We start from the raw sequence: 24,711 nt of genomic DNA, 5'->3' as shown, positions 1-24,711 counted from the left end.
AAATGCGGGCCGATCCCAATAGGTCTTCACCATGCAGCCCAACCAGCTCACTTCAGGCGACGTGATCGCCGATCGCCGCGCCGACTACGCCAAGATGCTCGACGAAAGCGGCGAACCGGACGCAGCCGCCGAATTGATGGAGCAGGCGTTGGAACTCGTGCCGGGCTGGGCGGCCGGCTGGTATCGGCTTGCCGGCTACCGCGAAAAGGCCGGCGATAAGTCAGACGCGATCGACGCCTACCGGCGCACTTTGGAGGTCAGTCCGGACGATATTTTCGGAGCCGAGCTCAAGCTCGCTTTGCTTGGCGACGTCGAGACGCCGGACCAGCCGCCGAGCAGGTATGTCGAGCGATTGTTCGACGACTATGCCGATCGCTTCGAGACGTCGCTGGTGGAGAAGCTCGATTACAGCGTTCCCGCCAAGCTTGCGGCGCTCGTCGCGACGACCGGCAGGAACTATGCGTTGGCCGTGGACCTCGGCTGCGGCACCGGCTTGCTCGGACCGGAGATCCGTGATCGCGTTGCGCGCCTCGAGGGGTTCGATCTGTCGCAGAACATGCTCGCCAAGGCTGCCGAGAAGCATATCTACGATCACTTGGCGCAAGCCGATCTGTCGCTGGCTCCGGAAGCGACGGGCCTCTTTGTCGAGGGAGCGACGCATCGTGCCGACCTCGTCACTGCCGCGGATGTGTTGATGTATCTCGGCAATCTCGAGAGTGTGTTCGAGGCGGTTTCAGCGCTTGTCTTGCCGGGCGCCGATTTCGCATTTTCGGTCGAGGACGCGGGTGAGGGCGATGGCTTTCATCTCGCGCCGTCGCTGCGCTACGCCCATTCCGAAAGCTATATACGCGCGCTCTGCGCCCGCCACGGTCTCGAGGTCATCGCCGTCAGCAAGACGCCCGTTCGCAAAGATGGCTCAAACATCATTTCAGGTATCCTGTTCCTTACGCGCAAGGCGGGATAGCGGAACGATTCTTGCGAAGTGAATAATAGGTCAGCATTGCTTACGTATTTCGCTTGATTGCACTGCGAAAACGCCTGATAATCCTGGCTAATTCAGTAGGGTTCTTTCAGGATTTCGAGGCACCCGGGATCATTCATCACCTGCATTTCGTCACGCTCGGGTCTCGCCCTGGCGCATATGAACATGTCTGCCGTTTGGGGATCAACGACAATGGCACAGCTCTTCAATGCCCTCGGTTTCTGGAATACCAGCGCCACTCGCCATACACCGGTCGAAGACGTCCAGGGGATTTTCTCCGGCAGCCTTATTGCGGCGCTCGGGCTTTATGTTCTGGCCAGCGCCGGCCTTCTGACCGGCAGCACCGCCGGCGTCGCGTTTCTGCTCCACTACGCCTTCGGCGTGAACTTCGGTCTCGCCTTCTTCCTGCTCAACCTGCCGTTCTTTTATCTTTCGTGGGCGGGGCTCGGCATGGCCTTCACGGTCAAGACATTTATCGCGATCGGCCTGACATCGCTCATGACCAGCCTGCAGCCGAAGGTCATGGACATTTCCGCCATCCATCCGGCCTGGGCGGCCCTTCTCGGCGGTCTGCTGCTGGGTTTCGGCCTTCTGGCGCTCTATCGCCACCGCGCCAGCCTCGGTGGGGTCGGCATCCTGGGGGTCTATATGCAGGAGCGTTTCGGCATCCGCGCCGGCCTCGTGCAGATGGCGATCGACCTTTGTGTGCTGGCCGCAGCCTTCTTTGTCACCACGCCACCGGTGGTTTTCTATTCCGTTCTAGGCGCGGTGGTGCTGAACCTCTTCGTGGCCGTCAACCACCGCGCCGATCGCTACATCGCGCTTTAGGCAGCCCGTGCCGGCTTGTCGATCGGGTGCTGCGAGCGGAAGCCGACTGCCAGCCGGTTCCAGACATTGATCGTGCCGATCGCGACCGTGATCTTGGTGATCTCTTCTTCCGTGAAGTGGGCCTTCAGGGCTTCGAAATCGGCGTCCGGTGCGCCGGTTTCGGCGATACGGGTCACGGCATCGACCCAGCCGAGAAGGGCGCGTTCCTTGGCGTCATAGATCGGCGATTCCCGCCAGACGCACATCAGGTTGATCCACTGTTCGCTAAGCCCGTCATGCCGGGATTCCTTCACGTGCATGTCGACGCAATAGGCGCAGCCGTTGATCTGCGAGGCACGCAGCTTGATCAGATGGATGAAGCGGCGTTCAAGGCCCGATTCCTGAACATACTGCTCGAGGGCGGCGACCGCCTTGTAAGCGTCCGGCGCGGCCTTGGCGAAGTTGAAACGTGCTTGCATGGTTCATTCTCCTTTTAGGGTTCTGCGGCTCAGCGAGCCGCTCTGCGTTCATTGATCTCAAGGAAGGCGCAGCCGCGGGCGGCGATCCCGCCGTCGTCATCAGCAGCGAGCTGCACCAGGATGTCGGCGATGCTGGTCTTGGCGAGTTCGGCGCGGTAGACGCGCTCGGCCCTCAGCATCGCCGCGCTGATCTGGCACGGTTTGGTGAAATAGCGCCCTGGAAGCTGGTTCGGCCCGCGCTGGCGGATCTCGCCGCAGCGGAAAGCCGGCTCCGGCCCTTCGACAGCAAGGACGATGTCGAGAAGGCTGATCTCCTCTGTCGGCTTCGCCAACTTGTATCCGCCCTTCGGCCCCGGAACCGTGCTCACGATACCTGCGCCGGAAAGCGCCTGCAGATGCTTCAGAAGATAGCTCGTCGAAACGCCATGGAACTCTGCGAGTGCCGCGGCCGAGAGCACCCCGCCTTCGGAAAGGCCGGCCAGCATGGAAACGCTGTGTATCGCCTGCTCGACTCCATCACCCAGTTTCATCAGACCATCCTCAATTCGTGGATAAAAAATATCTATGATTATTGCGCCTGTCAAGCGGCGATATGCGAAGGATCCGATAGACGTGCGCATTTTGGTCGTCCGGGGTTGTGAAGCGGGACGGATTCGCTAAAGTCGGCCCCGTTGGGCAAAAACAATTCCAATAAGGGAACAGCAATGAGAAAGACGATTCTCCTGGCGGCCGCTGCATTGCTTGCGGCGACGCACCTCGCATCCGCCGAGGACACGATCCGCATCGCAACGGAAGGTGCCTATCCTCCATTCAACTATGTCGAATCCGACGGCAGCCTGAAGGGCCTCGACGTCGACATGGCCAATGCGCTCTGCGACGAGATGAAGGCCAAGTGCACGATCGTAGCGCAGGATTGGGATGGCATCATCCCCGGGCTCCTGGCCAAGAAATATGACGCCATCATCGCGTCGATGAGCATCACCGAGGAACGCAAGAAGCAGATCGACTTCACGAACAAATACTACACGACGCCGCTCGCGGTTGCCGTGCCGAAGGACAGCCCGCTCAAGGGCGTTTCGGTCGATGACATGAAGGGCAAGACCGTTGGCGCCCAGGCTTCGACCACGCAGGCCGACTACCTGAACGACGTCTACGCCAAGGGCGGCGCCGAAGCGAAGATGTATCCGACGCAGGATGAAGCCGTCGCCGACTTGCAGAACGGTCGTATGGACGCCCTGATCTCCGACAAGTTCGTGGTGGTCGACTGGCTGAACAAGGCAGGCAAGGATTGCTGCAAGTTGCTCGGCGACGTCCCCGGTACGGAAACGCAGGCCGGCATCGGCATCCGCCAGGGCGAGACCGAGCTGAAGGAACGCTTCAACAAGGCGATCGACGCGCTCGTTGCGAACGGGAAGTACAAGGAAATCACCAAGAAGTACTTCCCCTTCGACATCTACTGATCGCTTGCCGATCCAATCGCGCGGAGGCCAAAAGCCTCCGCGCCCTCTGATCAAGTCCATCCTATGAAAACAGATATCCTCGTCCTCGGTGCCGGCATTGTCGGCGTCAGTGCGGCCATTCATTTGCAGGATCGCGGCCGCTCCGTCGTGCTTGCCGACCGCGGCGAACCGGGCGGCGGCACCAGCTACGGCAATGCCGGACTGATCGAGCGTTCCTCCGTCGTTCCCTACGCCTTCCCACGACAGCTCGGCGCGATTGCCAAGTATGCGCTGAACAATTCATCGGATGTCCGTTACGATCCGGCCTACCTGCCGCGCATCGCGAAATGGCTGGCGCGCTACTGGTGGCATTCCTCGCCGACCAATCTGGAAAAGGCGACACGGGCGCTGCTGCCATTGATCGAAGCCAGTGTCACCGAACACGACAAGCTGATTGGCCGCGCCGGCGCCTCCGACCTCATCCGCGAGCGCGGCTGGATGTCGTTCTACAAGAACCCGCGCCGTTTCGAGGCTGCCCGTGCGGAAGCCGAGGGCCTGTCCGCCCATGGTCTGGCGATCCGTATTCTCGATGCCAGCGAGTTTCTGGCGATGGAGCCTGCCTTCGCCGCGCGCGGTGGAAGCATCGCCGGCGCCGTCCACTGGCTCGACCCGAAGACCGTAACCGATCCACAGGCGCTGACGGCAGCCTATGCCAACCTCTTCACGGCAGCCGGCGGCACGGTCGTCCGAGCTGACGCCTCCGCTCTTCGCGAGGAGAAGAACGGCTGGTCGATCACGACAGCCGAAGGCGAGATCATCGAAGCCGGCGAGGTCGTCGTTGCCCTCGGCCCGCAATCCGGCCTGATCTTCCGCAAGCTCGGCTATTCCTTGCCGCTGGCGGTCAAGCGCGGCTACCACCGGCATTATGCGCAGCGCGAAGGCCAGCCGCTCGGCCACTCCGTCGTCGACGAGGAAGCCGGCTACGTGCTGGCGCCGATGGCGCGCGGTATCCGGTTGACGACGGGCATCGAATTTGCTGCGCCCGATGCGCCGCCGAATACCATCCAGCTCCGCCGCGACGAGGCTCAGGCCCGCGCGCTCTTCCCGCTCGGTGAGCCAGTGGAGGCCACGCCCTGGCTCGGCCTGCGTCCCTGCCTGCCCGACATGCGCCCGGTGATCGGACCGGCGCCGCGCCATCGCGGCGTTTGGTTCAATTTCGGCCACGCCCATCACGGCCTGACGCTCGGCCCGGCAAGTGGCCGGCTGCTGGCCGAGCAGATGGCCGGCAACGACACGTTTGCCGATCCGAAGCCCTTCCACCCGCATCGCTTCCTGTAGTTACAAGGTCTGCCATTCTATTTCTGCAGCCGCTGCACTACCTTTAGGGCCGTGGACCAGATCGATTCCGAAGCCCGCGTTGTCCTGCCTCAGCCTTTCACCCGCTGGTTCGCGGACAAGGGATGGCGTCCACGCGCCCATCAGCTGGAATTGCTGGCCCGCGCCGAGGCTGGTGACAGCACGCTGCTGATCGCGCCAACCGGCGCCGGCAAGACGCTCGCCGGCTTTCTGCCATCGCTGACTGACCTGACGCGTCGCGGCAAGATCCTCCCGGGCTCCGCCTTCACCGGTATCCACACGCTTTACATCTCGCCACTGAAGGCGCTTGCCGTCGACATCGAGAGAAACCTGATGAAGCCAGTGGAGGAAATGGTCCTGCCGGTGACGGTCGAAAACCGCACCGGCGACACGCCCGTTGCCAAGCGCCAGCGCCAGAGATTGAGCCCGCCCGACATTCTGCTGACCACCCCCGAGCAAGTGGCCTTGCTGCTCGCCAGCCGCGAGGCAGAGCGCTTTTTCAAGGACCTCAAATACGTCGTTTTCGACGAACTGCATTCGCTCGTCACCTCGAAGCGGGGCCACATGCTTTCGCTCGGCCTTGCCCGCCTGCGCCGGCTGGCACCCGCCCTGCAGACGATCGGCCTTTCGGCTACCGTCTCCGACCCGATGGACCTGCAGAAATGGCTAGTCGCGCAGCGGGAAGGCGAGGATCACCACGCCGGATTGGTCATCGTCGAAGGCGGCGCCAAGCCCGACATTTCGATCCTGTCGACCGAGGAGCACATTCCCTGGTCGGGCCATTCGGCGAAATACGCGATCCCCGACGTCTACAAGCAGCTCCTCGACCACCGCACGACGCTGCTCTTCGTCAATACCAGGTCGCAGGCCGAGATGCTGTTCCAGGAACTCTGGACGGTGAACGAGGAAAACCTGCCGATCGCGCTGCATCACGGCTCGCTCGATGTCGGCCAGCGCCGCAAGGTGGAGGCCGCGATGGCGGCAAACCGGCTGCGGGCGGTTGTCGCCACCTCGACGCTCGACCTCGGCATCGACTGGGGCGATGTCGATCTGGTCGTCCATGTCGGCGCGCCAAAGGGAGCCTCGCGGCTTGCCCAGCGCATCGGCCGCGCCAACCACCGCATGGACGAGCCGTCGAAGGCGATCCTCGTGCCCGCCAACCGCTTCGAGGTGATGGAATGCCAGGCAGCACTCGACGCGAACTATATCGGCGCGCAGGACACGCCGCCGGTCGGGAAGGGCGCGCTTGATGCTCTGGCGCAGCATGTGCTCGGCATGGCCTGCGCCGAACCTTTCGATATGCTGGAACTCTTCGACGAGATATTGAGCGCCTCGCCATACGCCGATCTCTCGTGGGAGACCTTCGAGCGCGTCGTTGATTTCGTCGCGACGGGCGGCTATGCGCTGCGCACCTATGAGCGCTATGCCCGGATCCGCAAGACCAAGGAAGGACGCTGGCGCGTCTCAAATCCCCAGGTCGCCCAGCAATACCGGCTGAACCTCGGCACCATCGTTGAAAGCCCGATGCTCAACCTGCGCATGGTCAAGCGCGGCGAAGGCGGAAGGATCGGCCGCGGCGGTGCGACGCTGGGCAAGGTCGAGGAATACTTCCTCGAGCAGCTTTCGCCCGGCGACACCTTCATCTTCGCCGGCAAGGTGCTACGTTTCGAGGGCATCCGCGAGAACGAGGCGGTTGCCTCGCAGGCCTTCTCGATGGATCCGAAGATCCCATCCTATGCCGGCGGCAAGTTTCCTCTTTCCACCTATCTGGCGGACCAGGTGCGCTCGATGATAGCAGATCCCGACCGCTGGCGCCGCCTGCCGGACCAGGTGCGCGACTGGCTGGCGATCCAGCAGGAAAAGTCGATGCTGCCGAAGCGCGACGAGCTCTTGATCGAGACCTTTCCGCGCGGAAGCCGCTGCTACATGGTGATCTACCCCTTCGAGGGACGACTGGCGCACCAGACGCTCGGCATGCTGCTGACCCGGCGCCTCGAGCGAGCCGGCGCCAAGCCTCTCGGCTTCGTCGCGACGGATTATTCGCTCGGCATCTGGGGCTTCGAGGACATGGGGCTGATGATCCGCAACGGCCGGCTCAGCCTTGCCGATCTCTTCGACGAGGACATGCTGGGCGACGATCTCGAAAGCTGGCTCGACGAATCTTTCCTTTTGAAGCGAACCTTCCGCAATTGTGCCGTGGTTGCAGGTTTGATCGAGCGCCGTCACCCGGGCAAGGAAAAGACCGGGCGCCAGGTCACGGTCTCGGCCGATCTGATCTATGATGTGCTGAGAACCCACGAGCCGGATCACATTCTGCTGCAGGCGACGCGGCAGGATGCGGCAAGCGGGCTTTTGGATATTTCCCGGCTTGGCGATATGCTGAGGCGAATCAAGGGCCATATCACGCATCGCGCGCTCGACCACATCTCGCCGCTGGCGGTCCCCGTCATGCTGGAGATCGGCAAGGAGCCAGTGCATGGCGAGGCGCATGATGCCGTGCTGGCGGAAGCCGCCGACGACCTGATCGCCGAGGCGCTGGCTTAGAATAAGTCCCGGATAGGTTTGCGCCGGCTTACCATCCGGAATGCCCGATACGGAGATAGGGAGCGACCCGAAAAGGAGCTTCCCAGACCAAGGACTGACCCGAGTGATGAACCGCCTGGCGCTTGCGCGTGAACTGAACGGACTGGCCGCGCGACCGGGCGTCGAGACTTCGGTCCACGGCGTTGCCGCCGTCTGCGATCCGCTCGGCGCGCTCTACATGCCCGATGCCGGCATTCTCGTCGTGTCCGACCTGCATCTCGAAAAGGGTGCGGCCTTCGCCCGTCGCGGCATGATGCTGCCGCCCTACGATACGCTGGCGACGCTGACTGTGCTTTCGGCCGTCATCACCCGCTACGACCCGAAGCTGGTGGTCTCGCTCGGCGACAATTTCCACGACCGTGTCGGCTCGGCGCATCTGCCCGAGTCGTTCCGCAGCCTGATTGCGGAAATGGCGCGCGGCCGCGAATGGATCTGGATCAACGGCAATCATGATCCTGACGGCACTGTCGATCTGCCGGGTGCTTCCGTCGATGAGATGCATTACGGCGGTCTGACCTTCCGCCACGAGCCGAGAGGCGGGCTGCAGCAGGGCGAGATCGCCGGGCACCTGCATCCGGCCGCAACCGTCCGCCGCCGCGAAAAATCCGTCCGCCGGCCGTGCTTTGCCACCGACGGCGCCCGCCTACTGATGCCGGCCTTCGGCGTCTTGACCGGCGGCCTCGACCTTCGCCACAAGGCGATGAAGGGCCTGTTCGATCACACTGCGCTCATCGCCCACCTCCTTGGGCGTGACCGGATCTACTCGGTCAGGTTTGGCAACCTGGTGGGTTAAGCGCGCGATAGGCGACAGGCGTGCAAACCGCCGTCGCGCTAGTCGCCGAAATAGTAGAGCGGCTGGCGAGTGAGCTCACCACGGCCGAGATGGCCGTACACATCGTTTCCCAGAATCCAGAAGGCAATCGCCTGTGTCTTCGTGTTGAAGATGTAGTCGCCGGAGATCCAGTGTTCCGCTTTGTTGCCAGAAAGCGCATACAGATAGTCGCCAACCTCATACATGACCGCCCGGTGCGAGTTGTAATCGTATAAGTAGCGCTCGGCCATCTATTCTCCTGATTCTATTTCGGAAAGAATCCCATGGTCCCGAATGTATTGTCAAACAATACTGTAGATGTACAAAGATCGACCCAATTTTGTTTGGTTCGTGTTGTATAGTGTTTCTATTGGACGTTCCCAGTGAAGGCCTTAATTGCACTCCTGCAATTGCCGTTGATAGGTCACCGCCATGTTGTTGAACCGCTGCGCCGTCTTCTGCAGCTGTGCATTCGAGCGCCAGTCGCCGCGCACGTAACCCTTCGGGCCGGAATAGTAGGCGAGATAGAGGTTGTAGGCATCGTTCAGGGGAATGCCGGTCACCTGGCTGTTTTGCGCGTGGTACCAGCCGATGAAGTCGATCGCATCGGCGAAGTTGGTGCGGCGCGCGGCCCAGCTGCCGGTGGCGGATTGGTAGTGATCCCAGGTGCCGTCGAGCGCTTGCGAATAGCCGTAGGCCGTCGAAGGTCGCGTCCACGGAATGAAGCCGAACAGCTTGGTGCGCGGTGGTCGCGCATAGGGCTGGAAGCCGGACTCAGTATACATGGTCGCCATCAGGATCGGAACCGGAACGCCATACTTGCGCTCCGTCTTTTCCGCCGCGCGCTGCCAGCTCGTGAACATCCCGTCGCGCTGCTCGAAGACCGCGCAGATGTTTCGGGTCTGTTTGGGAGCGGTCGCACAGCCGGCAACAAGTGCCAGAAGCACGAGAGCGGGGAGGGCACGGATACGCATTACAAGAACCTCTCGTTTCCGAGAGATTACTAACTCGTAAATATTAACGAGCGGTTTTTAGCGGAATGCGAGTTGGCACCTGCAAATGGCGGCAGTGCCGCTTAGGAGAGCAGCTTTTCCCATCCGGAATTTTGTCAGCGCCCGCCTGCGCTTTTCGACGCTTTGCTGCGTTAAAACGACGAAACCTCGCCGCTCGAAGAACAGTTTGGCCGTCAGGCCCGCTTCCCTTGCCAAACTGCCTGGCCCTGGGAGGCCGCACGAGCGTTGGTTCAAGTGTACTTTGCGCGTGGCCCAAAGGCATTTATTGTCGAAGAATGCCGGGCGCGGTTGGGAGTGTCTGATGTCGGCAGTGCCTTTCTCGAAGATTTCGACGCCGATCAACGCGCTGTTCGCCGCAATTGGTCTCCTGATCGTTGCTGCGCTGACGACGCCCAATCTCGCCGCGGAAGAGCAATTGGCCTTTGAGTTGCTGCTTGCGGCAATTTGGGTGGTCTATGTGCTCCAATTGGTTGGGACGTTGCTCTCACGTCGACAACGCCCGTCGAGCGGGGTGACGGCCCTTGTGATCGATTTGCTTGCCGTTCTGGTTCCGGTCGTTGCATTCCTGTTCGTTGGATCCCGCGATCGGAGCCTGTATTGCGCCATTTGGCTTCTCAAGCCGCTGCGGGACTCGAGCTTCTTCAGGCTGATGGCAAAGGTGGTTGCGAACGAATCGCGCAATCTGCTTGGCGTCACGTCGGTCTTCGGCATCGTTCTCTTTGGTGCCGCGCTGGCCGGTTATGTCATCGAGCGCGACGTCCAGCCAGACAAGTTCGGCAGCATCCCGCAGGCGATGTGGTGGGCCGTCGTGACGTTGTCGACGACCGGCTACGGCGACGAGATCCCGCAGAGCCTCGGAGGGCGGATACTGGCTGGCCTGGTGATGATGAGCGGTATCGGCATTTTTGCGCTTTGGGCCGGTATCCTCGCCACCGGTTTCTACGAAGAGGTTCGCCGTCAGGACTTTGTTCGCAACTGGCAACTGGTCGCCGCCGTACCTCTATTCCAGAAGCTCGGCGCTGCCGCACTCGTCGAGATCGTGCGGGCGCTGCGACCGCGCGTCGTCCCTGCCGGTAGCGTGATCTGTCGCAAGGGTGATATTGGCGATCAGATGTTCTTCATCGTCGAGGGGCGGGTCAGCGTGGCAACCCCCGATCATCCGGTGGAACTTGGCAGCGGAAGCTTTTTCGGCGAGATGGCGCTGATCACGGGCGAGCCGCGATCAGCAACTGTCAGTGCCGCAACTGAGGTGTCGCTGCTGTCGCTCTATGCGGTGGAGTTCCAGATGCTGTCGAGCAGCAGCCCCGAGATCGCAGAGACCATCCGCAAGACTGCGCTTGAGCGACGGGGCGGGCTGCCGAAGGCTTGATCCAATCCCGCTGTGGCTGCGGCAGGGCCGCAGCCATTGACGCTCATGCCTGGACCGGCTCGTAGCGAAGGATCACTGCGCCGTTCTTCGTCGTCGTGCTGTCCAGTAGCCTCAGCGGAAGCTGCCAGTCTCCCGGTTTGAAATGTGGGTTGCCGCCGCCGAGGATGACAGGCACAAGGCACATGCGGATCTCATCCACCAGGCCTTCCTTCAGGAGCGAATCCGCCAGTTCGGCGCTGCCGAAAATGAAGATCGACTTGCCGGTTTCGGCCTTCAGCTTCTTGAGTTCCGAGACGGGTTCACTCACGACGCGGGTATTGTTCCAGTCGGCCGTCGGCATCGACCTCGATACGGCTATCTTGGCAATGCCGTTCATATAGGTCTTGATCTTCTCGCCTTCCTCGTCCGTGGCGGTCGGCCAATAGGCGGCCATGCCCTCATATGTCTTGCGGCCGAAGACGAGCAGGTCGCCCTCTTCGCCAAGACGCTCGGAGTACTGTTGCAGTTCGGGACCCCAGACAAGAGTGTGAAAATCGATATCCCACGGCTTCGTCCCTTCGAAATAGCCGTCAAGCGTCATCAGATTCCAAACGATAAGCTTTCTCATCCCTTCGTCCTCCTCGAAACTGGTTGCGACTCGTAACTGGTTGAACGCTTGGTTGACTGATGGCAAAATGCAAGCAGTTTTTGGAGGTGCTAATGGACGACGCTCATCGCTCCGGCTGCCCGATCAATCTGACGCTCGAGGTCCTCGGCGATCGCTGGAGCCTCATCGTCATCCGCGACATCATGTTCGGCAATCGGCGCCATTTTCGCGAACTGCTGCAGAATTCGCAGGAGAAAATTGCCTCGAACATTCTGGCCGACCGCCTCCGCCGCCTAGTCGACAGGGGATTGCTGACGCGTGAGGATGATCCGACGCACAAGCAGAAGGCAATCTATAGCCTGACCGAAATGGCGATCCAACTCGTGCCCATCTTCGCGCACATGGGTGCGTGGGGTCGCAGGCATCTTCCGGTTACCGAGGAACTCTCCATTCGGGCGGAGCTTCTGGAGGAGGGGGGCACCGAACTCTGGGAGGAATTCATGGACGAGCTGCGCGCCAAGTATCTCGGCAAGAAGCTGCCTGCCGGAACGCCGTCCGTCCTCGCGCGCCTCACCGAAGCCTATCTCGGCGTCGTCGCCCGCAAGACGAAATCCGCCTGATCAATCCTTGCGGAACACCACGCTGGCACCCCAGCCGGTAATGAGTGCCAGGAAGACAGAAACCAGGCCGTAGGCAATCGGCTGCGAGTGCGCCGCGTCGGTAATCATCTGCTCGATGCCCGTCTTGATGACACGCAACGGCACCGACTTCTCAGTGATGAAATTGCCGCTCTTGAAGAGATAGGCTCGCACGGTATGCACGCCGTTCGGAATGTTTGCCGGCAACCGCAGGCTGGCTTTGAAAAGGCTGGAACTGACGAAACGCACGCCGCTCGGGTCGCGATCGTAGAGGCCGCCGTTTTCCTGCAGTCGGCGAAAGGCCTGCCGGAATTCGCCGAGATTGCTGGCGTTGCCGACGAAGCCGACCGGCGTCAGCGGGATGTGGTCGATGCCGATCCCCCTATCGGTGAGGTCGAGCGGCGTGGTGATGTCGTCAAGCATGCGCGAACTCGACATCGAATAGGAGTGCGGCACCGCCTCGAAGGTCATCGATCGCGTATTCATCCAGACGCCGAACACGCGCTCCTTCCGGCGCACGGTCGCGTTTTCTCGCGGCCCCTCGAGAACGACGACCACGTCATATTGGCCGATTGCCAACAGAAGACTGTCAGTGTTGGTCACGGCTCCAAAGATCGTCAGGTCCGCGCCCCGAAAATCCGAAGTGATGGCGATTTCGCTGGTGGAGGTGCCGATCTCCAGCCCTTCGGTCTTGCTCTGCGCGGCCTGTCCCGGGAGCAGCATCTGCGCCATTGCTGCGGTGGGCAGCAAGAGAACGATAGATAGAAGAGCAGCGAGGAAGCGGCGCATCAATTCGCTCCCATGACGACGGAGTAGACGTCCGCTGGGGTTACGACGAGCGCAACGGCAAGACGAAGGCCGACGGCAAGCACCAGCAGTCCGAGAAGCGCGCGAAGCTGCTCACCGCGCAGCTTCTGTCCGACACGCACGCCATACTGCGCGCCGATCACGCCGGCAATCATTAGGAAAAAGGCGAGCACGATGTCGACCGAGAAGTTCGTCGCCGCCTGCACGACCGTCGTGTAGGCGGTCACGAAGATGATCTGGAACAGCGACGTGCCGACGACCACGTTGGTCGGAATGCGCAGGAGATAGATCATCGCCGGCACCATGATGAAGCCGCCGCCGACGCCCATGACCGATGTCAGGATGCCGATGCCGAAGCCGAGCGCGACGACCGGGATCACACTGAGGAAGATCTTCGACTTCTTGAACCGCATCTTCAGCGGCAGCTTGTGCACCCAATGGTGATGACCGGGGCGCCGCGGTGTCGGCGGCACGTTCTTCGCCGCACGGCGCATGGCACTGACGCTCTCGACCAGCATCAGTCCACCGACCGTGCCGAGAAAGACGACGTAAAGCAAGGAGATGATGAGATCGAGCTGACCGATCCGCCTGAGCAGCGAGAAGATCCAGATGCCGATTGTCGCACCCGTGAGACCCCCAAACAGCAGTACGGTTCCGAGCTTCAGGTCGAGCGATCCACGCCGAAAATGCGTGATGGCGCCGGATATGGAGGAGGCCACGACCTGATTGGCGCCGGTGGCGACGGCAACGACCGGCGGGATGTTGTAGAAGATCAGGAGCGGCGTGATCAGGAAGCCGCCGCCGACACCGAACATTCCGGAGAGAAAGCCGACGGCTGCTCCCATGCCGAGAATGATGAAGATGTTCACCGACAATTCTGCGATAGGCAGATAGATTGTCACAGCAGACCCCAATCTATGAACTGCCCCCACAGGCAGGCGTCTTACATCTTGTTCGAATGGTGCATCATACGGTGAAATCGTTGCCAGAGGATTTCGATTAGCGACACGCGATCCACTCGATAGCGTGATCACTCTCGAATATTCAGGCTTTTTTTGGGTTTTATGACAGACCTTTAGGGGTCGATCCCGACAAAGCGTGCCTAGTGCCGCATCCGGATCGCCGGTTGAATGCGAGACGCCTGCCGACTAGGGTCGGAGCAGGATTGTCCGGGGGATTCGCGTGAAGGCAGGATTGGTTCGTTGGTTGCTGATGGCTTGCGTCCTTCAGCCGGTTGCGGCGAAGGCGGAATGGCAGCCGATCGAAGAGGTGCGGACCTACGCGGTGACGGGCAGTTCCGGCGCAGCCTTGTACGATTCCATCGGCGAGCACGGTCCCGAGCTTGGCCCCGGTCGGGTGGTGGCGCACACGACTTTCAAGCTGACCTGGACCAGAAAATACGAGCGCCGGGGCGATGCCTGCGTGCTTGCCGTGGCGCGGCCGAAGCTGATCATCACCTACACGCTGCCGAAGCCGACCGGCAAGCTTCCCGCTGCCACCCAGGCAAGCTGGGCGACCTTCATTGCCGGCATCGAAACGCATGAGCGGGTGCACGGGGACTATATCGAGCAGATGGTCCGGGACATCGAGGCGATGAGCGTCGGCTTTTCCGCCGACAATGACCCGGATTGCCGCAAGATCCGGGTCGAACTCACCAAGCGGCTCGGCGAACTCTCGGCGCGACAGCGACAGCAGGGCCGCGATTTCGACAAGGCGGAGATGAGCGAGGGCGGCAATATTCGCCGCCTCGTCCTGCAGCTCGTGAACGGCCCCTGAGGGCCGTTCGAACCTATGGCGGTTCAGCCCAAAGCGGCAGCGGCCACCGGCGCGAGGTGCGGCCAGACCTCGAGGGCGCCGCGATAGATCATGCTCAGCGCCACGTAGACGATGATGGCAAGGCCGAGATAGGCGATCCAGTGGTAGCGGTTGAGCAGGCGCGCGATGACGTTCGCCGCAATACCCATCATCGCAATCGACAGGATGAGGCCGATGACGAGGATCGTCGGATGTTCGCGGGCAGCCCCCGCAACGGCGAGCACGTTGTCGAGCGACATCGACACGTCGGCAATGACGATCTGGCTGGCTGCCTGGAAGAAGGTCTTCTTCGGCGCCGCCGCGTCGCCTTCGGCACCCTCCACTTCGCCGCTGCCGTTGCGCAGATCGCGCCACATCTTCCAGCAGACCCAGAGCAGGAGAATACCGCCGGCCAGCAGCAGGCCGATGATCTCGAGAAGCTGGACGGTAACGCTGGCGAGCGCGATACGCAGCACGGTGGCAGCAAGAATACCGACGAGGATCGCCTTCTTGCGTTGGTCGGCCGGCAATCCGGCGGCGGCAAGACCGATGACGACGGCGTTGTCGCCGGCAAGCACGAGGTCGATGAGAATGACCTGCAAGAGCGCCAGCAAGCCGGCCGAGGTGAAAATTTCCATAATCTGATAATCCCTGACATATGCGAAACGCCCGCCGGCGCGCCGATAACGCATAAATGATCGCTGATCGGCTGATCAAGGGGCGAGGACCTATTGTGGAAAAGTTCTGTCGCCCGTCGCAGTTCCGCCCAGTTGACAAACGACCTTCATTTTCCTGACGTAGAGTTCTTTGCATGTCCTGGGATTGGCCATTACGCCGCGAACGTGCTAGCGAGAGCCGCAAAAAGCCCCGGCCGGCATGATCGAGGGGCGCAGCAACGCTTTCGGACTCCACGCAGACATGATTCGCATCGAGAATATCAGCAAGCAGAACAGCCACCGCATCCTCTTCATCGAAGCCTCCGCAGCCCTCAACAGAGGCGAGAAGATCGGCCTCGTCGGTCCGAATGGCGCCGGCAAGACGACGCTCTTTCGCATGATCACCGGGCAGGAGCAGCCCGATGAAGGCCAGGTCGCGGCCGAAAAGGGCGTGACGATCGGCTATTTCAATCAGGATGTCGGCGAGATGGCCGGCCGTAGCGCCGTGGCCGAGGTCATGGAAGGTGCTGGGCCTGTCAGCGTCGTCGCGGCCGAGTTGCGTGAACTCGAAGTGGAAATGGTCGATCCCGACAAGCTCGACGAAATGGACCGGATCATCGAGCGCTATGGCGAAGTCCAGGCACGGTACGAGGAACTGGACGGCTACGCTCTGGAAGGGCGTGCGCGCGAAGTGCTGGCAGGCCTGAGCTTCACCCAGGAAATGATGGACGGTGATGTCGGCGGACTGTCGGGCGGTTGGAAAATGCGCGTGGCGCTCGCCCGCATTCTTCTGATGCGTCCGGATGTCATGCTGCTCGACGAGCCGAGCAACCACCTGGACCTGGAAAGCCTGATCTGGCTGGAAGAATTCCTGAAGACCTATGACGGGGCGCTTCTGATGACCTCGCACGACCGCGAGTTCATGAACCGCATCGTTGGCAAGATCATCGAGATCGACGCCGGCTCGTTGAACAGCTACTCCGGCGATTACGGGTTCTACGAACAGCAGCGGGCGCAGAACGAGAAACAGCAGCAGGCGCAGTTCGAGCGCCAGCAGGCGATGCTTGCCAAGGAAATCAAGTTCATCGAGCGTTTCAAGGCGCGCGCATCGCACGCCTCGCAGGTGCAGAGCCGCGTCAAGAAGCTGGAGAAGATCGACCGGGTCGAGCCACCGAAGCGCCGCCAGACGGTCGCCTTCGACTTCCTGCCGGCCCCGCGCTCCGGCGAAGACGTGATCAACCTCAAGAACGTCCACAAGAAGTACGGCAGCCGAACCATTTACGAAGGCCTGGACTTCATGGTCCGCCGCAAGGAGCGTTGGTGCATCATGGGCATCAACGGTGCCGGCAAGTCGACCCTGCTGAAGCTGGTTGCTGGTTCCGCCGAGCCGGACCAGGGCAGCGTTGCCCTCGGCGCCAGCGTCAAGATGGGCTATTTCGCCCAGCACGCCATGGATATCCTCGATGGCGAGCGGACAGTGCTGGAATGGCTGGAGGATTCCTTCCCGCAGGCAGGGCAGGCGCCGCTGAGAGCGCTGGCCGGCTGCTTCGGCTTCTCCGGCGACGACGTCGAAAAGAAGTGCCGCGTGCTGTCGGGTGGCGAAAAGGCGCGGCTTGTCATGGCCAAGATGCTCTTCGATCCGCCGAACCTGCTGGTGCTCGATGAGCCGACCAACCACCTGGACCTCGACACCAAGGAAATGCTGATCAAGGCGCTGTCGCAATACGAGGGCACGATGCTGTTTGTCTCGCACGACCGGCATTTCCTCGCGGCGCTTTCCAACCGCGTGCTGGAACTGACGCCTGACGGCATCCACCAATATGGCGGCGGCTACACGGAATACGTCGAGCGCACCGGTTACGAGGCACCTGGCCTGCGGGGCTGAGGGTAGCGGGGCGCCGGTCGACCTGCGGGCCCGGGCACGACGGCAGGTGGCGATGGAGCAATCTTTCCAGAAGCCGCACTCGCTGGCGGCCAGCCGTGTGATGACGCATCCGCCGGATCGCGCCTTTTCCTCGCCATCGACCAGTCCGCCATCCTCGAAATTCATGGCCTCGACGACGGCGAGCACGTCGACAACGGGCAGGGCGAGAAGTCTTTTCAGGAACAGGCTGCTTCGCATGCGTCTCCTCCACGGCAGCTCCGCCGCCATGTTTTCGACCATCGATCCGGAGAGCCCACGCAAATGCGGAACCTCACTGGTTAGATTTATTGTGGCTCCGCATTTGCGTGGCCTTCGGCGTTCTTCGGGATATCCCTACCCCTTCAGGCGATCGCCTCGTCTCGCTGCGTCCGAGCAGATCGGCCCGAACTTGCATGGCTGAACCAAACCGGATGCTGGAACATCCGGGGGAGACTTGTGATGGCAGCGGTCTAATGCCGATGCCCGGCTTTCGCCTCCCTGCCTTCGACTACACGTTACAGCCTCCGGCAGGGCGCCTGCTCCCGCCTGCCCGCGAAAGTCTCGCGAAACACCCCGGCGACGGAAGCGGAGGATTTTAGGCACGGGGCCGGGGAGCGAGGATGAGAGATCGGATAAGTGATTGATATGGCGTAACTCGGCGCTGTTTTGCTCCGTTGAGGCACCATGCACTCGATCGGATATTGCATCAGCATATCCCGATTTCGCATGGTCGGACCCGCCTCTAGTCTGCAGATGGGATACTGGTCACATTTACCGTAACGTACTTCCGTATTGAGCCCCGCAAGCATTCACTCCGGATGACGCATCAAGATCGGAGGAGGCCTGCCATGAGGTCTATCGCGCTACTATGCATGCTGCTGCTCGCCGGTCCGGCACTTTCGGCAGATAGGACCGCACGGCAGGTGTTCGACCAGGAGATCGAGCGGAATGCAGTCCAGGCGGCAGTTTGGGGCATACCCGTCGTCAACTACGATCTGATGCGGCAGGAGATGCTTGAGAAGACGCCCGGCAAGGTCGGACAGGTCATCTATTGGGGCCGCCCGCTGGACTGGATGAACCAGACGCTGACGCCCAATCCGGACGCTCTCTACTTCATGGTTTTCTTCAGCACGAAGGACGGCCCCGTCGTTCTCGATCTGCCGCCGGCGGAGGAAAAGGCCTCCTTCAACGGCAATATCGTCACCGCATGGCAATTGCCGCTCGAGGATGCCGGTCTGCTCGGATACGACAAGGGCAAAGGCGGCAAGTTCGTGGTCCTGCCGCCGGGTTACACGGACAAGCTGCCGGACGGGTTCATTCCGCTGCGGTCCGAGGTCTACGGCGGCTACATGCTGTTTCGTTCGAACCTTGCGAGCCATGGTGATGCCGATGTCCAGGCCTCCATCGACTACGGCAAGAAGCTGAAAATCTATCCGCTGTCGGCCGCCGCCAATCCGCCGGAGACCGTTTTCTCTGACGTGAAGGATGTTCTGTTCGATTCCACGATCAAATGGGACGCGAGCTTCTTCGACAATCTGAACCGTGTCGTACAGGAAGAGCCGTGGATCTCCCGCGACCGCGCGATGATCGACCAGCTGAAATCGATCGGCATAGAGGAAGGCAAGCCGTTCGAGCCCGATCGCCACACCAAGTCCTTGCTGACCAAGGGCATCAAGGAGGCCGAGATGCTGCTGGAGGCAAAATACGATGCCGGTCTGCCCTCCCTTTTTCAGCGAGAAGAGCCGCTGGACCTTTCCGGCCTATCCCGATCTCATCAAGGCTATGCAATCTGATTTCGCCGAACAGGACGCCTATCCGGTCGATCATCGCGGCGTTGCCTACAGCTATGCCTATAGCGGCATCAAGAGGCTCGGGGCCGGTCAGTTCTATGCGATCTCGATCCGCGACAAGGATGGCAATGCCTTGGACGGCGGCAAGACCTATCGTCTCCATGTGCCTGGAAATGTTCCCGTCCAGCAATATTGGTCGGTGACGGCCCATGACCGGCAGACGCATGCGCTGATCAAGAATGTCGCACGTGCCAGCCGTTCGTCGCAGATTCCCGAGCTGGTGAAGAACAACGACGGATCCGTCGATCTCTATTTCGGTCCCAAGGCCCCCAAGGGCAAGGAGGCCAATTGGGTATCGACCGATCCGAAGCGGCAGTTCGAGCTGATGTTCCGCGCCTACGGCCCGACGAACGATTTTTTCGACAAGAAGTGGGTGCTGTCGGATGTCGTCAGGGTCGCCGCGCCCTAGGTGTCAGCACGAGGGGCCATTTATGACTGGCATCGTGAGCCAAGAGCTCCCATGACGCACACAGAAACGATCATCATCGGTGCGGGACCGGCAGGATTGGCCTGCGCCGTGGCGCTGCAGGCGCGTGGACGCCCGTTTCTGGTGCTTGAGAAGGGCGACACTCTGGCTGCCTCCTGGCATCGCCACTACGACCGCCTTCGGCTGCATACCCACAAGATGCACTCGGCCCTGCCGGGAATGCCAATGCCGCGGCGGTTTCCGAAGTATCCCTCGCGGCAGCAGGTGATCGAGTATCTCGAAACCTATAGCTCCTCGAACGACATCGAGGTCAGGTTCGGCGTGCGCGCGACGACGATCCGCAAGGACAAGGCGTGGATTGTCGAGAGCTTCGAGGGGGCATTCGAGGCGAGCAATGTCATCCTCGCGACCGGGCTTTCGAACGCGCCGATAAGGCCGCCCTGGGAGGGGCAGGAGCTGTTTTCGGGTAAGCTTCTGCACTCCTCGGAGTTCCGGAATGCCGCGGCGCTTGCAGCTGAGCGGGTCCTCGTCGTCGGCTTCGGCAACTCCGCCGGTGAGATCGCTCTCGAATGCGCCGAGGCCGGCCTTCATGTCGCCATGTCCGTGCGTGGTCCGGTCAACGTCGTGCCGCTCGAGCTGTTCGGCGTGACGACCGCCAGCATTGCCATCGCCCAGCGGTTCCTTCCCTATCGCCTAGTCGACGCGGTGAACGCGCCGATCCTCAGCCTGCGTTTCGGGGACCTCGGGGCGTTCGGAGTGGAAAGGGCAAAAGGCGGTCCGCTGGCCGGCATCATCGAAAGGGGCCGCACGCCGATGATCAACATCGGCACGATCGAGCGGATCAGGTCGGGGGATATCAAGGTGTTCCCTGCCGTCACGAGTTCCGACGATCGCCAGGTGCAATTCGCGGATGGCCGCTCCGGCATTTTTGACGCGATCGTCCTTGCGACCGGCTATCGGCCGGGGCTCGAGGCGCTGCTGGCCGATTTCAAACAACGATTTGGCGGCGCCGACGGTCCCGCGCGCGGAGATCTCCAGCCGGCGAATGATGGCCTCTACTTTTGCGGCTTCACCGCCGTTCCAACCGGCCTTCTCCGGGAAATCGGACTTGAGGCGGAGAAGATCGCGGCCTCCATCGCCGGCCAATGATGCGTCGTCCACCGCCCGGGGCCGGCTTTGTGTTGCTGAGCCTGCGACGGTTGGACCAGCCGTTCAGGCTGGCGTCAGGCGTGCTGCCTACATGAAGCGCGGGCTGCAACGGAAAGGCTGATTTGATGAACAGGTACGCATGGTACGCTCTCGCCGCATCTGCCGCGATCGCAACCGCTTCGCCGTCATGGGCGGCTACGACTGTGAAAGTGACCGAAGGCGGCGAGGGCGGCGGGCCGATGACCCTGACGCTCGACCAGGCCACGATCAAGGCAGGGGAAACGATCTTCGCGGTTCACAACGACGCGATGACCGAGGAGCACGAGATGGTGCTCGTCAAGCTGAAGTCCCCGGACCAGAAGGTTCCGTTGATTGCATCCAGGCAAAGGGTCGATGAAAAGCAGCTCAAGAGCATCGGCGAAGTCTCGGACCTCAAGCCGGGAGCGGACGGGCAGTTGAAAACGAAGCTCGCGCCCGGCGCCTACCTGCTTCTGTGCAATATCAAGGGGCATTATGAGGCGGGCATGCAGGCCAGCCTTACCGTGACCAAGTAGCCGCGAGATCGAAAGCCAGCCGAAAGCACCGCTGGCTTTGATGACAGGTGCCAGAGGCGGCTTACGCCGCCTCCTTCTCCTTTGCGTAAGGGTCGAAGCGGCCATAGAAGGTCTCGCCCTTGGCCGCCATGTCCTCAAGCAGCGCCGTCGGCTTGAAGTGTGCACCGTAGGTTGCCGCCAGTTTCTCGCAGAGCCCCACGAAGGTCTTCACGCCCATGCCGTCTATGTACGACAGCACGCCGCCGGTGTATGGCGCGAAGCCGAAGCCGAGGATGGAGCCGACGTCGGCCTCGCGAGGATCGGTGACGATGCCTTCTTCGATGGTGCGCGCCGCTTCGAGTGCGATGGTGACGAGGAAGCGCTGCTTCAGCACCTCGACGTCGATCTCTTCCGCCTTCTTCTGCGGGTATAGAGCCTTCAGCTCCGGCCAAAGCGACTTCTTGGCCGGTTTCGCCGGATAGTCGTAGAAGCCCCTGCCGTTCTTGCGGCCGCGGCGGTCGAGTTCGTCGACCATCTTGTTGATCAGCGCCATATGTTCAGAATCGACGGCGGCCTCGCCGAGATCGGCGACGGTGGCCTTCAGGATCTTCTGGCTGAGGTCGATCGCCACCTCGTCGTTCAGCGATAGCGGCCCAACAGGCATGCCGGCCATCTTGGCGGCATTCTCGATCATCGCAGGCGGGACGCCCTCGATCAGCATGTCATAGGCTTCGTGGATATAGCGGAAGACGCAGCGGTTGACGAAGAAGCCGCGGGTGTCGTTGACGACAACTGGCGTCTTCTTGATTGCTTCGACGTAGTCGAGCGCGACGGCGAGTGCCTTGTCGCCGGTCTCCTTGCCAAGAATGACCTCGGTCAGCATCATCTTCTCGACCGGCGAGAAGAAATGCATGCCGATGAAATCGGCAGGGCGCTTGGAGTTCTTGGCAAGGCCTGAAATCGGCAGGGTCGAGGTGTTGGAAGCGAAGATGGCGCTTTCCGGCAGCACGGCTTCAACCGCCTCGATCACGGCCTTCTTGACCTCACGGTCTTCGAACACGGCTTCAATGACGAGATCAGCATCCTTGAGGTCGGCATAGTCCGCGGACGGGACGATGCGCGAAAGCAGCGCCGCACCGTCATCCTGCGTAAGGCGTCCCTTACCGATCGAGTCCTTCACCAGGCCTTCACCGACGCCCTTGCCCTTGGCCGCCGCTTCGATGTCGCGGTCGATGAGGGTGACGGGGATGCCGGCGGCGGCGGTTACATAGGCGATCGAGGCTCCCATGAAACCGGCGCCGACGACACCCACTTTCTTCAACTCCGTTTTCGGGATTCCGGCGGGGCGGCGGGCCCCTTTGCCGAGCTCCTGCATGGAGATGAAGAGCGAACGGATCATCGAGAAGGCTTCGCTGGTCTGCAGGATCTCGGTGAAATAGCGCTGTTCGATCTTGAGGCCGGTGTCGAAAGGCACCTGTAGGCCTTCATAGACGCATTTGAGGATTGCGAGTGCTGCCGGGTAGTTGCCCGCCGTTTCGCGGCGCAGGATCGCCGGTGCGGCCGGCCAGAGCTGCGCTGCCGCAGGCGTCCAGATACCGCCGCCGGGCGCCTTGAAACCCTTTTCGTCCCAAGGCGCGACTGGCTTGAGGCCGTCCTTGATCATCTGCTTGGCAGCCGGGATCAGCTGATCCGGCTCGACCACCTGATGCACGAGGTTCATCGCCTTGGCGCGTGCTGCTGTCAGCGACTGGCCTGTCGTCATCATCTGCAGGGCCGACTGGGCGTCCGCCAGGCGCGAGACACGCTGCGTGCCGCCGGCACCGGGGAAGATGCCGACCTTGACCTCGGGCAGCGCGATCTTCACCGACTTGGCATTCGAGGCGACGCGGCCATGGCAGGCGAGCGACATTTCGAAGGCGCCGCCCATGCAGGTGCCGTTGATCGCCGAAACCCAGGGCTTGCCGGAGGTTTCGACTTTGCGGAAGAGGCCGGTCATGCGGCCGACGAGATCGAACAGCTTCTGCGCAGCGCCATCGGGATTGGCGGCCTTCTCCTGCTGATAGAGCGAGAACATCGACTTGATCATCGAGAGGTCCGCGCCGCCCGAGAAGCTCGACTTGCCCGAGGTGATAACCGCGCCCTTGACGGCGCTATCGGCAACGACGGCATCAACGATGGCGTTCAACTCGTCCATCACCTCTTCGGTGAAGACGTTCATGGATTTGCCGGGCATGTCCCAGGTGACGAGAGCGATGCCGTCCGCGTCGGTTTCGACGGTGAAGTTCTTGTAGGTCATCGTCTCTCTCCCTTAGACGCGTTCGATGACGGTTGCGGTGCCCATGCCGGCGCCGATGCAGAGCGTGACGAGCGCGGTGTTGAGGTCGCGCCGCTCCAGTTCGTCCAGCACGGTGCCCAGGATCATCGCGCCGGTGGCGCCGAGCGGATGGCCCATGGCGATGGCGCCGCCGTTGACGTTGATCTTGTCGTGCGGGATCTCGAAGGCCTGCATGTAGCGCAGCACGACGGCGGCGAAGGCTTCGTTGAGCTCGAAGAGATCGATGTCGGCGAGCGACATGCCTGATCGTTTCAGAAGCTTTTCGGTGACGTCGACAGGGCCGGTCAGCATCAGCGCCGGGTCGGAGCCGATATTGGCAAAGGCCTTGATGCGGCCGCGGGGCTTGACGCCCATGCCTTCGCCGCCGGCCTTCGAGCCGAGCAGCACGGCGGCCGCGCCATCGACGATGCCGGAGGAATTGCCGGCGTGGTGAACGTAGTTGAGGCGCTCGACCTCCGGATGCGCCTGGATGGCGACGGCTTCGAAGCCGCCCATCTCGCCCGGCATCTGGAAGGAGGGGTTGAGCGCCGCCAGCGCCTGCATGTCGGTGCCTGGGCGCATGTGCTCGTCATGGGCAAGGATAACAAGGCCGTTCTGGTCCTTCACAGGAATGACGGAGTTCTTGAAGTAGCCCTTCTCCCAGGCATTCGCAGCGCGCTTCTGGCTCTCGACGGCATAGGCATCGACGTCGTCGCGCGAGAAGCCGTATTTGGTGGCAATCAGATCGGCGGAGACGCCCTGCGGCATGAAATAGGCCGGGAAGTTCACCGACGGATCCATGAACCAGGCGCCGCCGGACATGCCGAGGCCGACGCGAGACATGCTTTCGACGCCGCCTGCGATGACGATGTCATCGGCGCCCTGGGCGATCTTCGCCGCGCCGAAATTCACTGCGTCGAGGCCGGAAGCGCAGAAGCGGGAGATCTGCATGCCGGGCGCCTTGGTGGAGTAGCCTGCCTCGAAGGCGGCCCCACGCGGGATGACCGCGCCTGCTTCCATCACTGGATCGACGCAGCCCATGACGATGTCATCGACCGTTGCCGTATCGAGCCCGTTGCGGTCGCGGATCGCCTCCAGCGTCTTGGCGGCAAGCCGCACCGACGGCACCTCGTGCAGCGAGCCATCCTTCTTGCCGCGGCCGCGTGGCGTGCGCACGTGGTCGTAAATGAAAACCTCGGTCATTCCTCTATCTCC

22 protein-coding genes and 1 pseudogene are annotated in these 24,711 nt (G+C 61.9%); 13 read left to right on the top strand and 10 right to left on the bottom strand.

Annotated elements, in window-relative coordinates; translation table 11 throughout:
* Window positions 1-31: 31 nt before the first annotated feature.
* Window positions 32-964, top strand: a complete 933-nt coding sequence (locus RHIBUN_RS0116515) for a methyltransferase domain-containing protein (protein ID WP_025660370.1) — start codon at window positions 32-34, stop codon at window positions 962-964.
* A gap of 210 nt (window positions 965-1,174) precedes the next feature.
* Complete coding sequence (locus tag RHIBUN_RS0116510) at window positions 1,175-1,810, top strand: YitT family protein (RefSeq protein ID WP_025660369.1); 636 nt, start codon at window positions 1,175-1,177, stop codon at window positions 1,808-1,810.
* Here RHIBUN_RS0116510 and RHIBUN_RS0116505 read toward each other — a convergent pair.
* Together RHIBUN_RS0116505 and RHIBUN_RS0116500 are read right to left on the bottom strand one after the other, a co-directional pair.
* Entirely contained in the window at window positions 1,807-2,268 is a 462-nt protein-coding gene (locus RHIBUN_RS0116505) for a carboxymuconolactone decarboxylase family protein (protein ID WP_018858601.1), read from the bottom strand. The two genes, RHIBUN_RS0116510 and RHIBUN_RS0116505, sit on opposite strands and share 4 nt — an antisense overlap.
* Window positions 2,269-2,297: 29 nt before the next feature.
* Window positions 2,298-2,798 carry an Rrf2 family transcriptional regulator gene (locus tag RHIBUN_RS0116500; protein ID WP_018858600.1) on the bottom strand — a complete coding sequence of 167 codons (501 nt, stop codon included), beginning with the start codon at window positions 2,796-2,798 and terminating at the stop codon, window positions 2,298-2,300.
* A gap of 174 nt (window positions 2,799-2,972) precedes the next feature.
* Here RHIBUN_RS0116500 and RHIBUN_RS0116495 point away from each other — a divergent pair, with 174 nt between their 5' ends.
* From RHIBUN_RS0116495 to pdeM, 4 genes are all read left to right on the top strand, one after another.
* The gene (locus RHIBUN_RS0116495) at window positions 2,973-3,728 is read left to right on the top strand and encodes an ABC transporter substrate-binding protein (protein ID WP_025660368.1); all 756 of its coding nucleotides are present in this window, start codon (window positions 2,973-2,975) and stop codon (window positions 3,726-3,728) included.
* Between the two features lie 63 nt (window positions 3,729-3,791).
* Window positions 3,792-5,045: an FAD-binding oxidoreductase gene (locus RHIBUN_RS0116490; RefSeq protein WP_018858598.1), complete on the top strand. Its 1,254-nt coding sequence runs from the start codon at window positions 3,792-3,794 to the stop codon at window positions 5,043-5,045.
* 51 nt (window positions 5,046-5,096) lie between these two features.
* Entirely contained in the window at window positions 5,097-7,607 is a 2,511-nt protein-coding gene (locus RHIBUN_RS0116485; RefSeq protein WP_018858597.1) for a ligase-associated DNA damage response DEXH box helicase, read from the top strand.
* Between the two features lie 106 nt (window positions 7,608-7,713).
* A complete protein-coding gene (gene pdeM, locus RHIBUN_RS0116480; RefSeq protein ID WP_018858596.1) occupies window positions 7,714-8,439 on the top strand; it encodes a ligase-associated DNA damage response endonuclease PdeM in 726 nt (241 codons plus the stop codon).
* Window positions 8,440-8,477: 38 nt separating this feature from the next.
* On the opposite strand, the gene RHIBUN_RS0116475 is transcribed toward pdeM, so the two are convergent.
* Window positions 8,478-8,708 (bottom strand): hypothetical protein, encoded by a 231-nt coding sequence (locus tag RHIBUN_RS0116475; RefSeq protein ID WP_025660367.1) that lies wholly within the window; start codon window positions 8,706-8,708, stop codon window positions 8,478-8,480.
* Window positions 8,709-8,849: 141 nt separating this feature from the next.
* Window positions 8,850-9,431: a transglycosylase SLT domain-containing protein gene (locus RHIBUN_RS0116470; RefSeq protein WP_018858594.1), complete on the bottom strand. Its 582-nt coding sequence runs from the start codon at window positions 9,429-9,431 to the stop codon at window positions 8,850-8,852.
* Between the two features lie 340 nt (window positions 9,432-9,771).
* On the opposite strand from RHIBUN_RS0116470, the gene RHIBUN_RS0116465 reads away from it, so the two are divergent.
* Window positions 9,772-10,839, top strand: a complete 1,068-nt coding sequence (locus RHIBUN_RS0116465) for a cyclic nucleotide-gated ion channel (RefSeq protein WP_025660366.1) — start codon at window positions 9,772-9,774, stop codon at window positions 10,837-10,839.
* A 43-nt stretch (window positions 10,840-10,882) separates the two neighbouring features.
* Here the strand turns inward: RHIBUN_RS0116465 and RHIBUN_RS0116460 are convergent, their stop codons facing one another.
* The gene (locus RHIBUN_RS0116460) at window positions 10,883-11,446 is read right to left on the bottom strand and encodes a dihydrofolate reductase family protein (RefSeq protein ID WP_025660365.1); all 564 of its coding nucleotides are present in this window, start codon (window positions 11,444-11,446) and stop codon (window positions 10,883-10,885) included.
* 92 nt (window positions 11,447-11,538) lie between these two features.
* Between RHIBUN_RS0116460 and RHIBUN_RS0116455 the strand changes: the two genes are divergently transcribed.
* Complete coding sequence (locus RHIBUN_RS0116455; protein WP_025660364.1) at window positions 11,539-12,045, top strand: helix-turn-helix domain-containing protein; 507 nt, start codon at window positions 11,539-11,541, stop codon at window positions 12,043-12,045.
* On the opposite strand, the gene RHIBUN_RS0116450 is transcribed toward RHIBUN_RS0116455, so the two are convergent.
* Together RHIBUN_RS0116450 and RHIBUN_RS0116445 are read right to left on the bottom strand one after the other, a co-directional pair.
* Entirely contained in the window at window positions 12,046-12,852 is an 807-nt protein-coding gene (locus tag RHIBUN_RS0116450) for a TIGR02186 family protein (RefSeq protein ID WP_018858590.1), read from the bottom strand.
* Window positions 12,852-13,772 carry a sulfite exporter TauE/SafE family protein gene (locus RHIBUN_RS0116445; protein WP_025660363.1) on the bottom strand — a complete coding sequence of 307 codons (921 nt, stop codon included), beginning with the start codon at window positions 13,770-13,772 and terminating at the stop codon, window positions 12,852-12,854. The genes RHIBUN_RS0116450 and RHIBUN_RS0116445 overlap by 1 nt, the downstream gene beginning before the upstream one ends.
* A gap of 310 nt (window positions 13,773-14,082) precedes the next feature.
* Here RHIBUN_RS0116445 and RHIBUN_RS0116440 point away from each other — a divergent pair, with 310 nt between their 5' ends.
* Entirely contained in the window at window positions 14,083-14,646 is a 564-nt protein-coding gene (locus RHIBUN_RS0116440; RefSeq protein WP_037216834.1) for a DUF922 domain-containing protein, read from the top strand.
* 23 nt (window positions 14,647-14,669) lie between these two features.
* Here RHIBUN_RS0116440 and RHIBUN_RS0116435 read toward each other — a convergent pair whose 3' ends face one another.
* On the bottom strand, window positions 14,670-15,302 hold the full coding sequence (locus tag RHIBUN_RS0116435) for a TerC family protein (RefSeq protein ID WP_025660361.1): 633 nt from the start codon (window positions 15,300-15,302) through the stop codon (window positions 14,670-14,672).
* A gap of 280 nt (window positions 15,303-15,582) precedes the next feature.
* Between RHIBUN_RS0116435 and RHIBUN_RS0116430 the strand changes: the two genes are divergently transcribed.
* The 4 genes and pseudogenes from RHIBUN_RS0116430 (at window position 15,583) to RHIBUN_RS0116410 (ending at window position 21,203) form a co-directional block, all read left to right on the top strand.
* Window positions 15,583-17,205 carry an ABC-F family ATP-binding cassette domain-containing protein gene (locus RHIBUN_RS0116430; protein WP_025660360.1) on the top strand — a complete coding sequence of 541 codons (1,623 nt, stop codon included), beginning with the start codon at window positions 15,583-15,585 and terminating at the stop codon, window positions 17,203-17,205.
* Window positions 17,206-18,071: 866 nt separating this feature from the next.
* Window positions 18,072-19,482 (top strand): annotated as a pseudogene (locus tag RHIBUN_RS33530) (DUF1254 domain-containing protein).
* A gap of 51 nt (window positions 19,483-19,533) precedes the next feature.
* A complete protein-coding gene (locus RHIBUN_RS0116415; protein WP_025660358.1) occupies window positions 19,534-20,649 on the top strand; it encodes an NAD(P)/FAD-dependent oxidoreductase in 1,116 nt (371 codons plus the stop codon).
* Between the two features lie 125 nt (window positions 20,650-20,774).
* A complete protein-coding gene (locus tag RHIBUN_RS0116410; RefSeq protein WP_025660357.1) occupies window positions 20,775-21,203 on the top strand; it encodes a plastocyanin/azurin family copper-binding protein in 429 nt (142 codons plus the stop codon).
* Window positions 21,204-21,264: 61 nt separating this feature from the next.
* On the opposite strand, the gene RHIBUN_RS0116405 is transcribed toward RHIBUN_RS0116410, so the two are convergent.
* Together RHIBUN_RS0116405 and RHIBUN_RS0116400 are read right to left on the bottom strand one after the other, a co-directional pair.
* Window positions 21,265-23,478, bottom strand: coding sequence for a 3-hydroxyacyl-CoA dehydrogenase NAD-binding domain-containing protein (locus RHIBUN_RS0116405; protein ID WP_025660356.1), 2,214 nt, complete (start codon window positions 23,476-23,478; stop codon window positions 21,265-21,267).
* A gap of 12 nt (window positions 23,479-23,490) precedes the next feature.
* Window positions 23,491-24,699, bottom strand: a complete 1,209-nt coding sequence (locus RHIBUN_RS0116400; RefSeq protein ID WP_018116981.1) for an acetyl-CoA C-acetyltransferase — start codon at window positions 24,697-24,699, stop codon at window positions 23,491-23,493.
* Window positions 24,700-24,711 lie beyond the last annotated feature (12 nt).

The sequence above is a fragment of the Rhizobium sp. IBUN genome, assembly GCF_000510625.1.
Lineage (GTDB): Bacteria > Pseudomonadota > Alphaproteobacteria > Rhizobiales > Rhizobiaceae > Rhizobium > Rhizobium altiplani.
This window is presented reverse-complemented; position numbering and strand designations above follow the sequence as displayed.

What these genes read in the sequence shown, in the direction of transcription:
- RHIBUN_RS0116490 (WP_018858598.1), top strand. Translation starts at nt 3,792, where the DNA reads ATGAAAACAGATATCCTCGTCCTCGGTGCCGGCATTGTCGGCGTCAGT.
- RHIBUN_RS0116410 (WP_025660357.1), top strand. Translation starts at nt 20,775, where the DNA reads ATGAACAGGTACGCATGGTACGCTCTCGCCGCATCTGCCGCGATCGCA.
- RHIBUN_RS0116470 (WP_018858594.1), bottom strand. Translation starts at nt 9,431, where the DNA reads ATGCGTATCCGTGCCCTCCCCGCTCTCGTGCTTCTGGCACTTGTTGCC.
- RHIBUN_RS0116415 (WP_025660358.1), top strand. Translation starts at nt 19,534, where the DNA reads ATGACGCACACAGAAACGATCATCATCGGTGCGGGACCGGCAGGATTG.
- RHIBUN_RS0116450 (WP_018858590.1), bottom strand. Translation starts at nt 12,852, where the DNA reads ATGCGCCGCTTCCTCGCTGCTCTTCTATCTATCGTTCTCTTGCTGCCC.
- RHIBUN_RS0116515 (WP_025660370.1), top strand. Translation starts at nt 32, where the DNA reads ATGCAGCCCAACCAGCTCACTTCAGGCGACGTGATCGCCGATCGCCGC.
- RHIBUN_RS0116460 (WP_025660365.1), bottom strand. Translation starts at nt 11,446, where the DNA reads ATGAGAAAGCTTATCGTTTGGAATCTGATGACGCTTGACGGCTATTTC.
- RHIBUN_RS0116505 (WP_018858601.1), bottom strand. Translation starts at nt 2,268, where the DNA reads ATGCAAGCACGTTTCAACTTCGCCAAGGCCGCGCCGGACGCTTACAAG.
- RHIBUN_RS0116475 (WP_025660367.1), bottom strand. Translation starts at nt 8,708, where the DNA reads ATGGCCGAGCGCTACTTATACGATTACAACTCGCACCGGGCGGTCATG.
- RHIBUN_RS0116495 (WP_025660368.1), top strand. Translation starts at nt 2,973, where the DNA reads ATGAGAAAGACGATTCTCCTGGCGGCCGCTGCATTGCTTGCGGCGACG.
- RHIBUN_RS0116435 (WP_025660361.1), bottom strand. Translation starts at nt 15,302, where the DNA reads ATGGAAATTTTCACCTCGGCCGGCTTGCTGGCGCTCTTGCAGGTCATT.
- pdeM (WP_018858596.1), top strand. Translation starts at nt 7,714, where the DNA reads ATGAACCGCCTGGCGCTTGCGCGTGAACTGAACGGACTGGCCGCGCGA.
- RHIBUN_RS0116405 (WP_025660356.1), bottom strand. Translation starts at nt 23,478, where the DNA reads ATGACCTACAAGAACTTCACCGTCGAAACCGACGCGGACGGCATCGCT.
- RHIBUN_RS0116400 (WP_018116981.1), bottom strand. Translation starts at nt 24,699, where the DNA reads ATGACCGAGGTTTTCATTTACGACCACGTGCGCACGCCACGCGGCCGC.
- RHIBUN_RS0116455 (WP_025660364.1), top strand. Translation starts at nt 11,539, where the DNA reads ATGGACGACGCTCATCGCTCCGGCTGCCCGATCAATCTGACGCTCGAG.
- RHIBUN_RS0116440 (WP_037216834.1), top strand. Translation starts at nt 14,083, where the DNA reads ATGGCTTGCGTCCTTCAGCCGGTTGCGGCGAAGGCGGAATGGCAGCCG.
- RHIBUN_RS0116510 (WP_025660369.1), top strand. Translation starts at nt 1,175, where the DNA reads ATGGCACAGCTCTTCAATGCCCTCGGTTTCTGGAATACCAGCGCCACT.
- RHIBUN_RS0116500 (WP_018858600.1), bottom strand. Translation starts at nt 2,798, where the DNA reads ATGAAACTGGGTGATGGAGTCGAGCAGGCGATACACAGCGTTTCCATG.
- RHIBUN_RS0116465 (WP_025660366.1), top strand. Translation starts at nt 9,772, where the DNA reads ATGTCGGCAGTGCCTTTCTCGAAGATTTCGACGCCGATCAACGCGCTG.
- RHIBUN_RS0116430 (WP_025660360.1), top strand. Translation starts at nt 15,583, where the DNA reads ATGATTCGCATCGAGAATATCAGCAAGCAGAACAGCCACCGCATCCTC.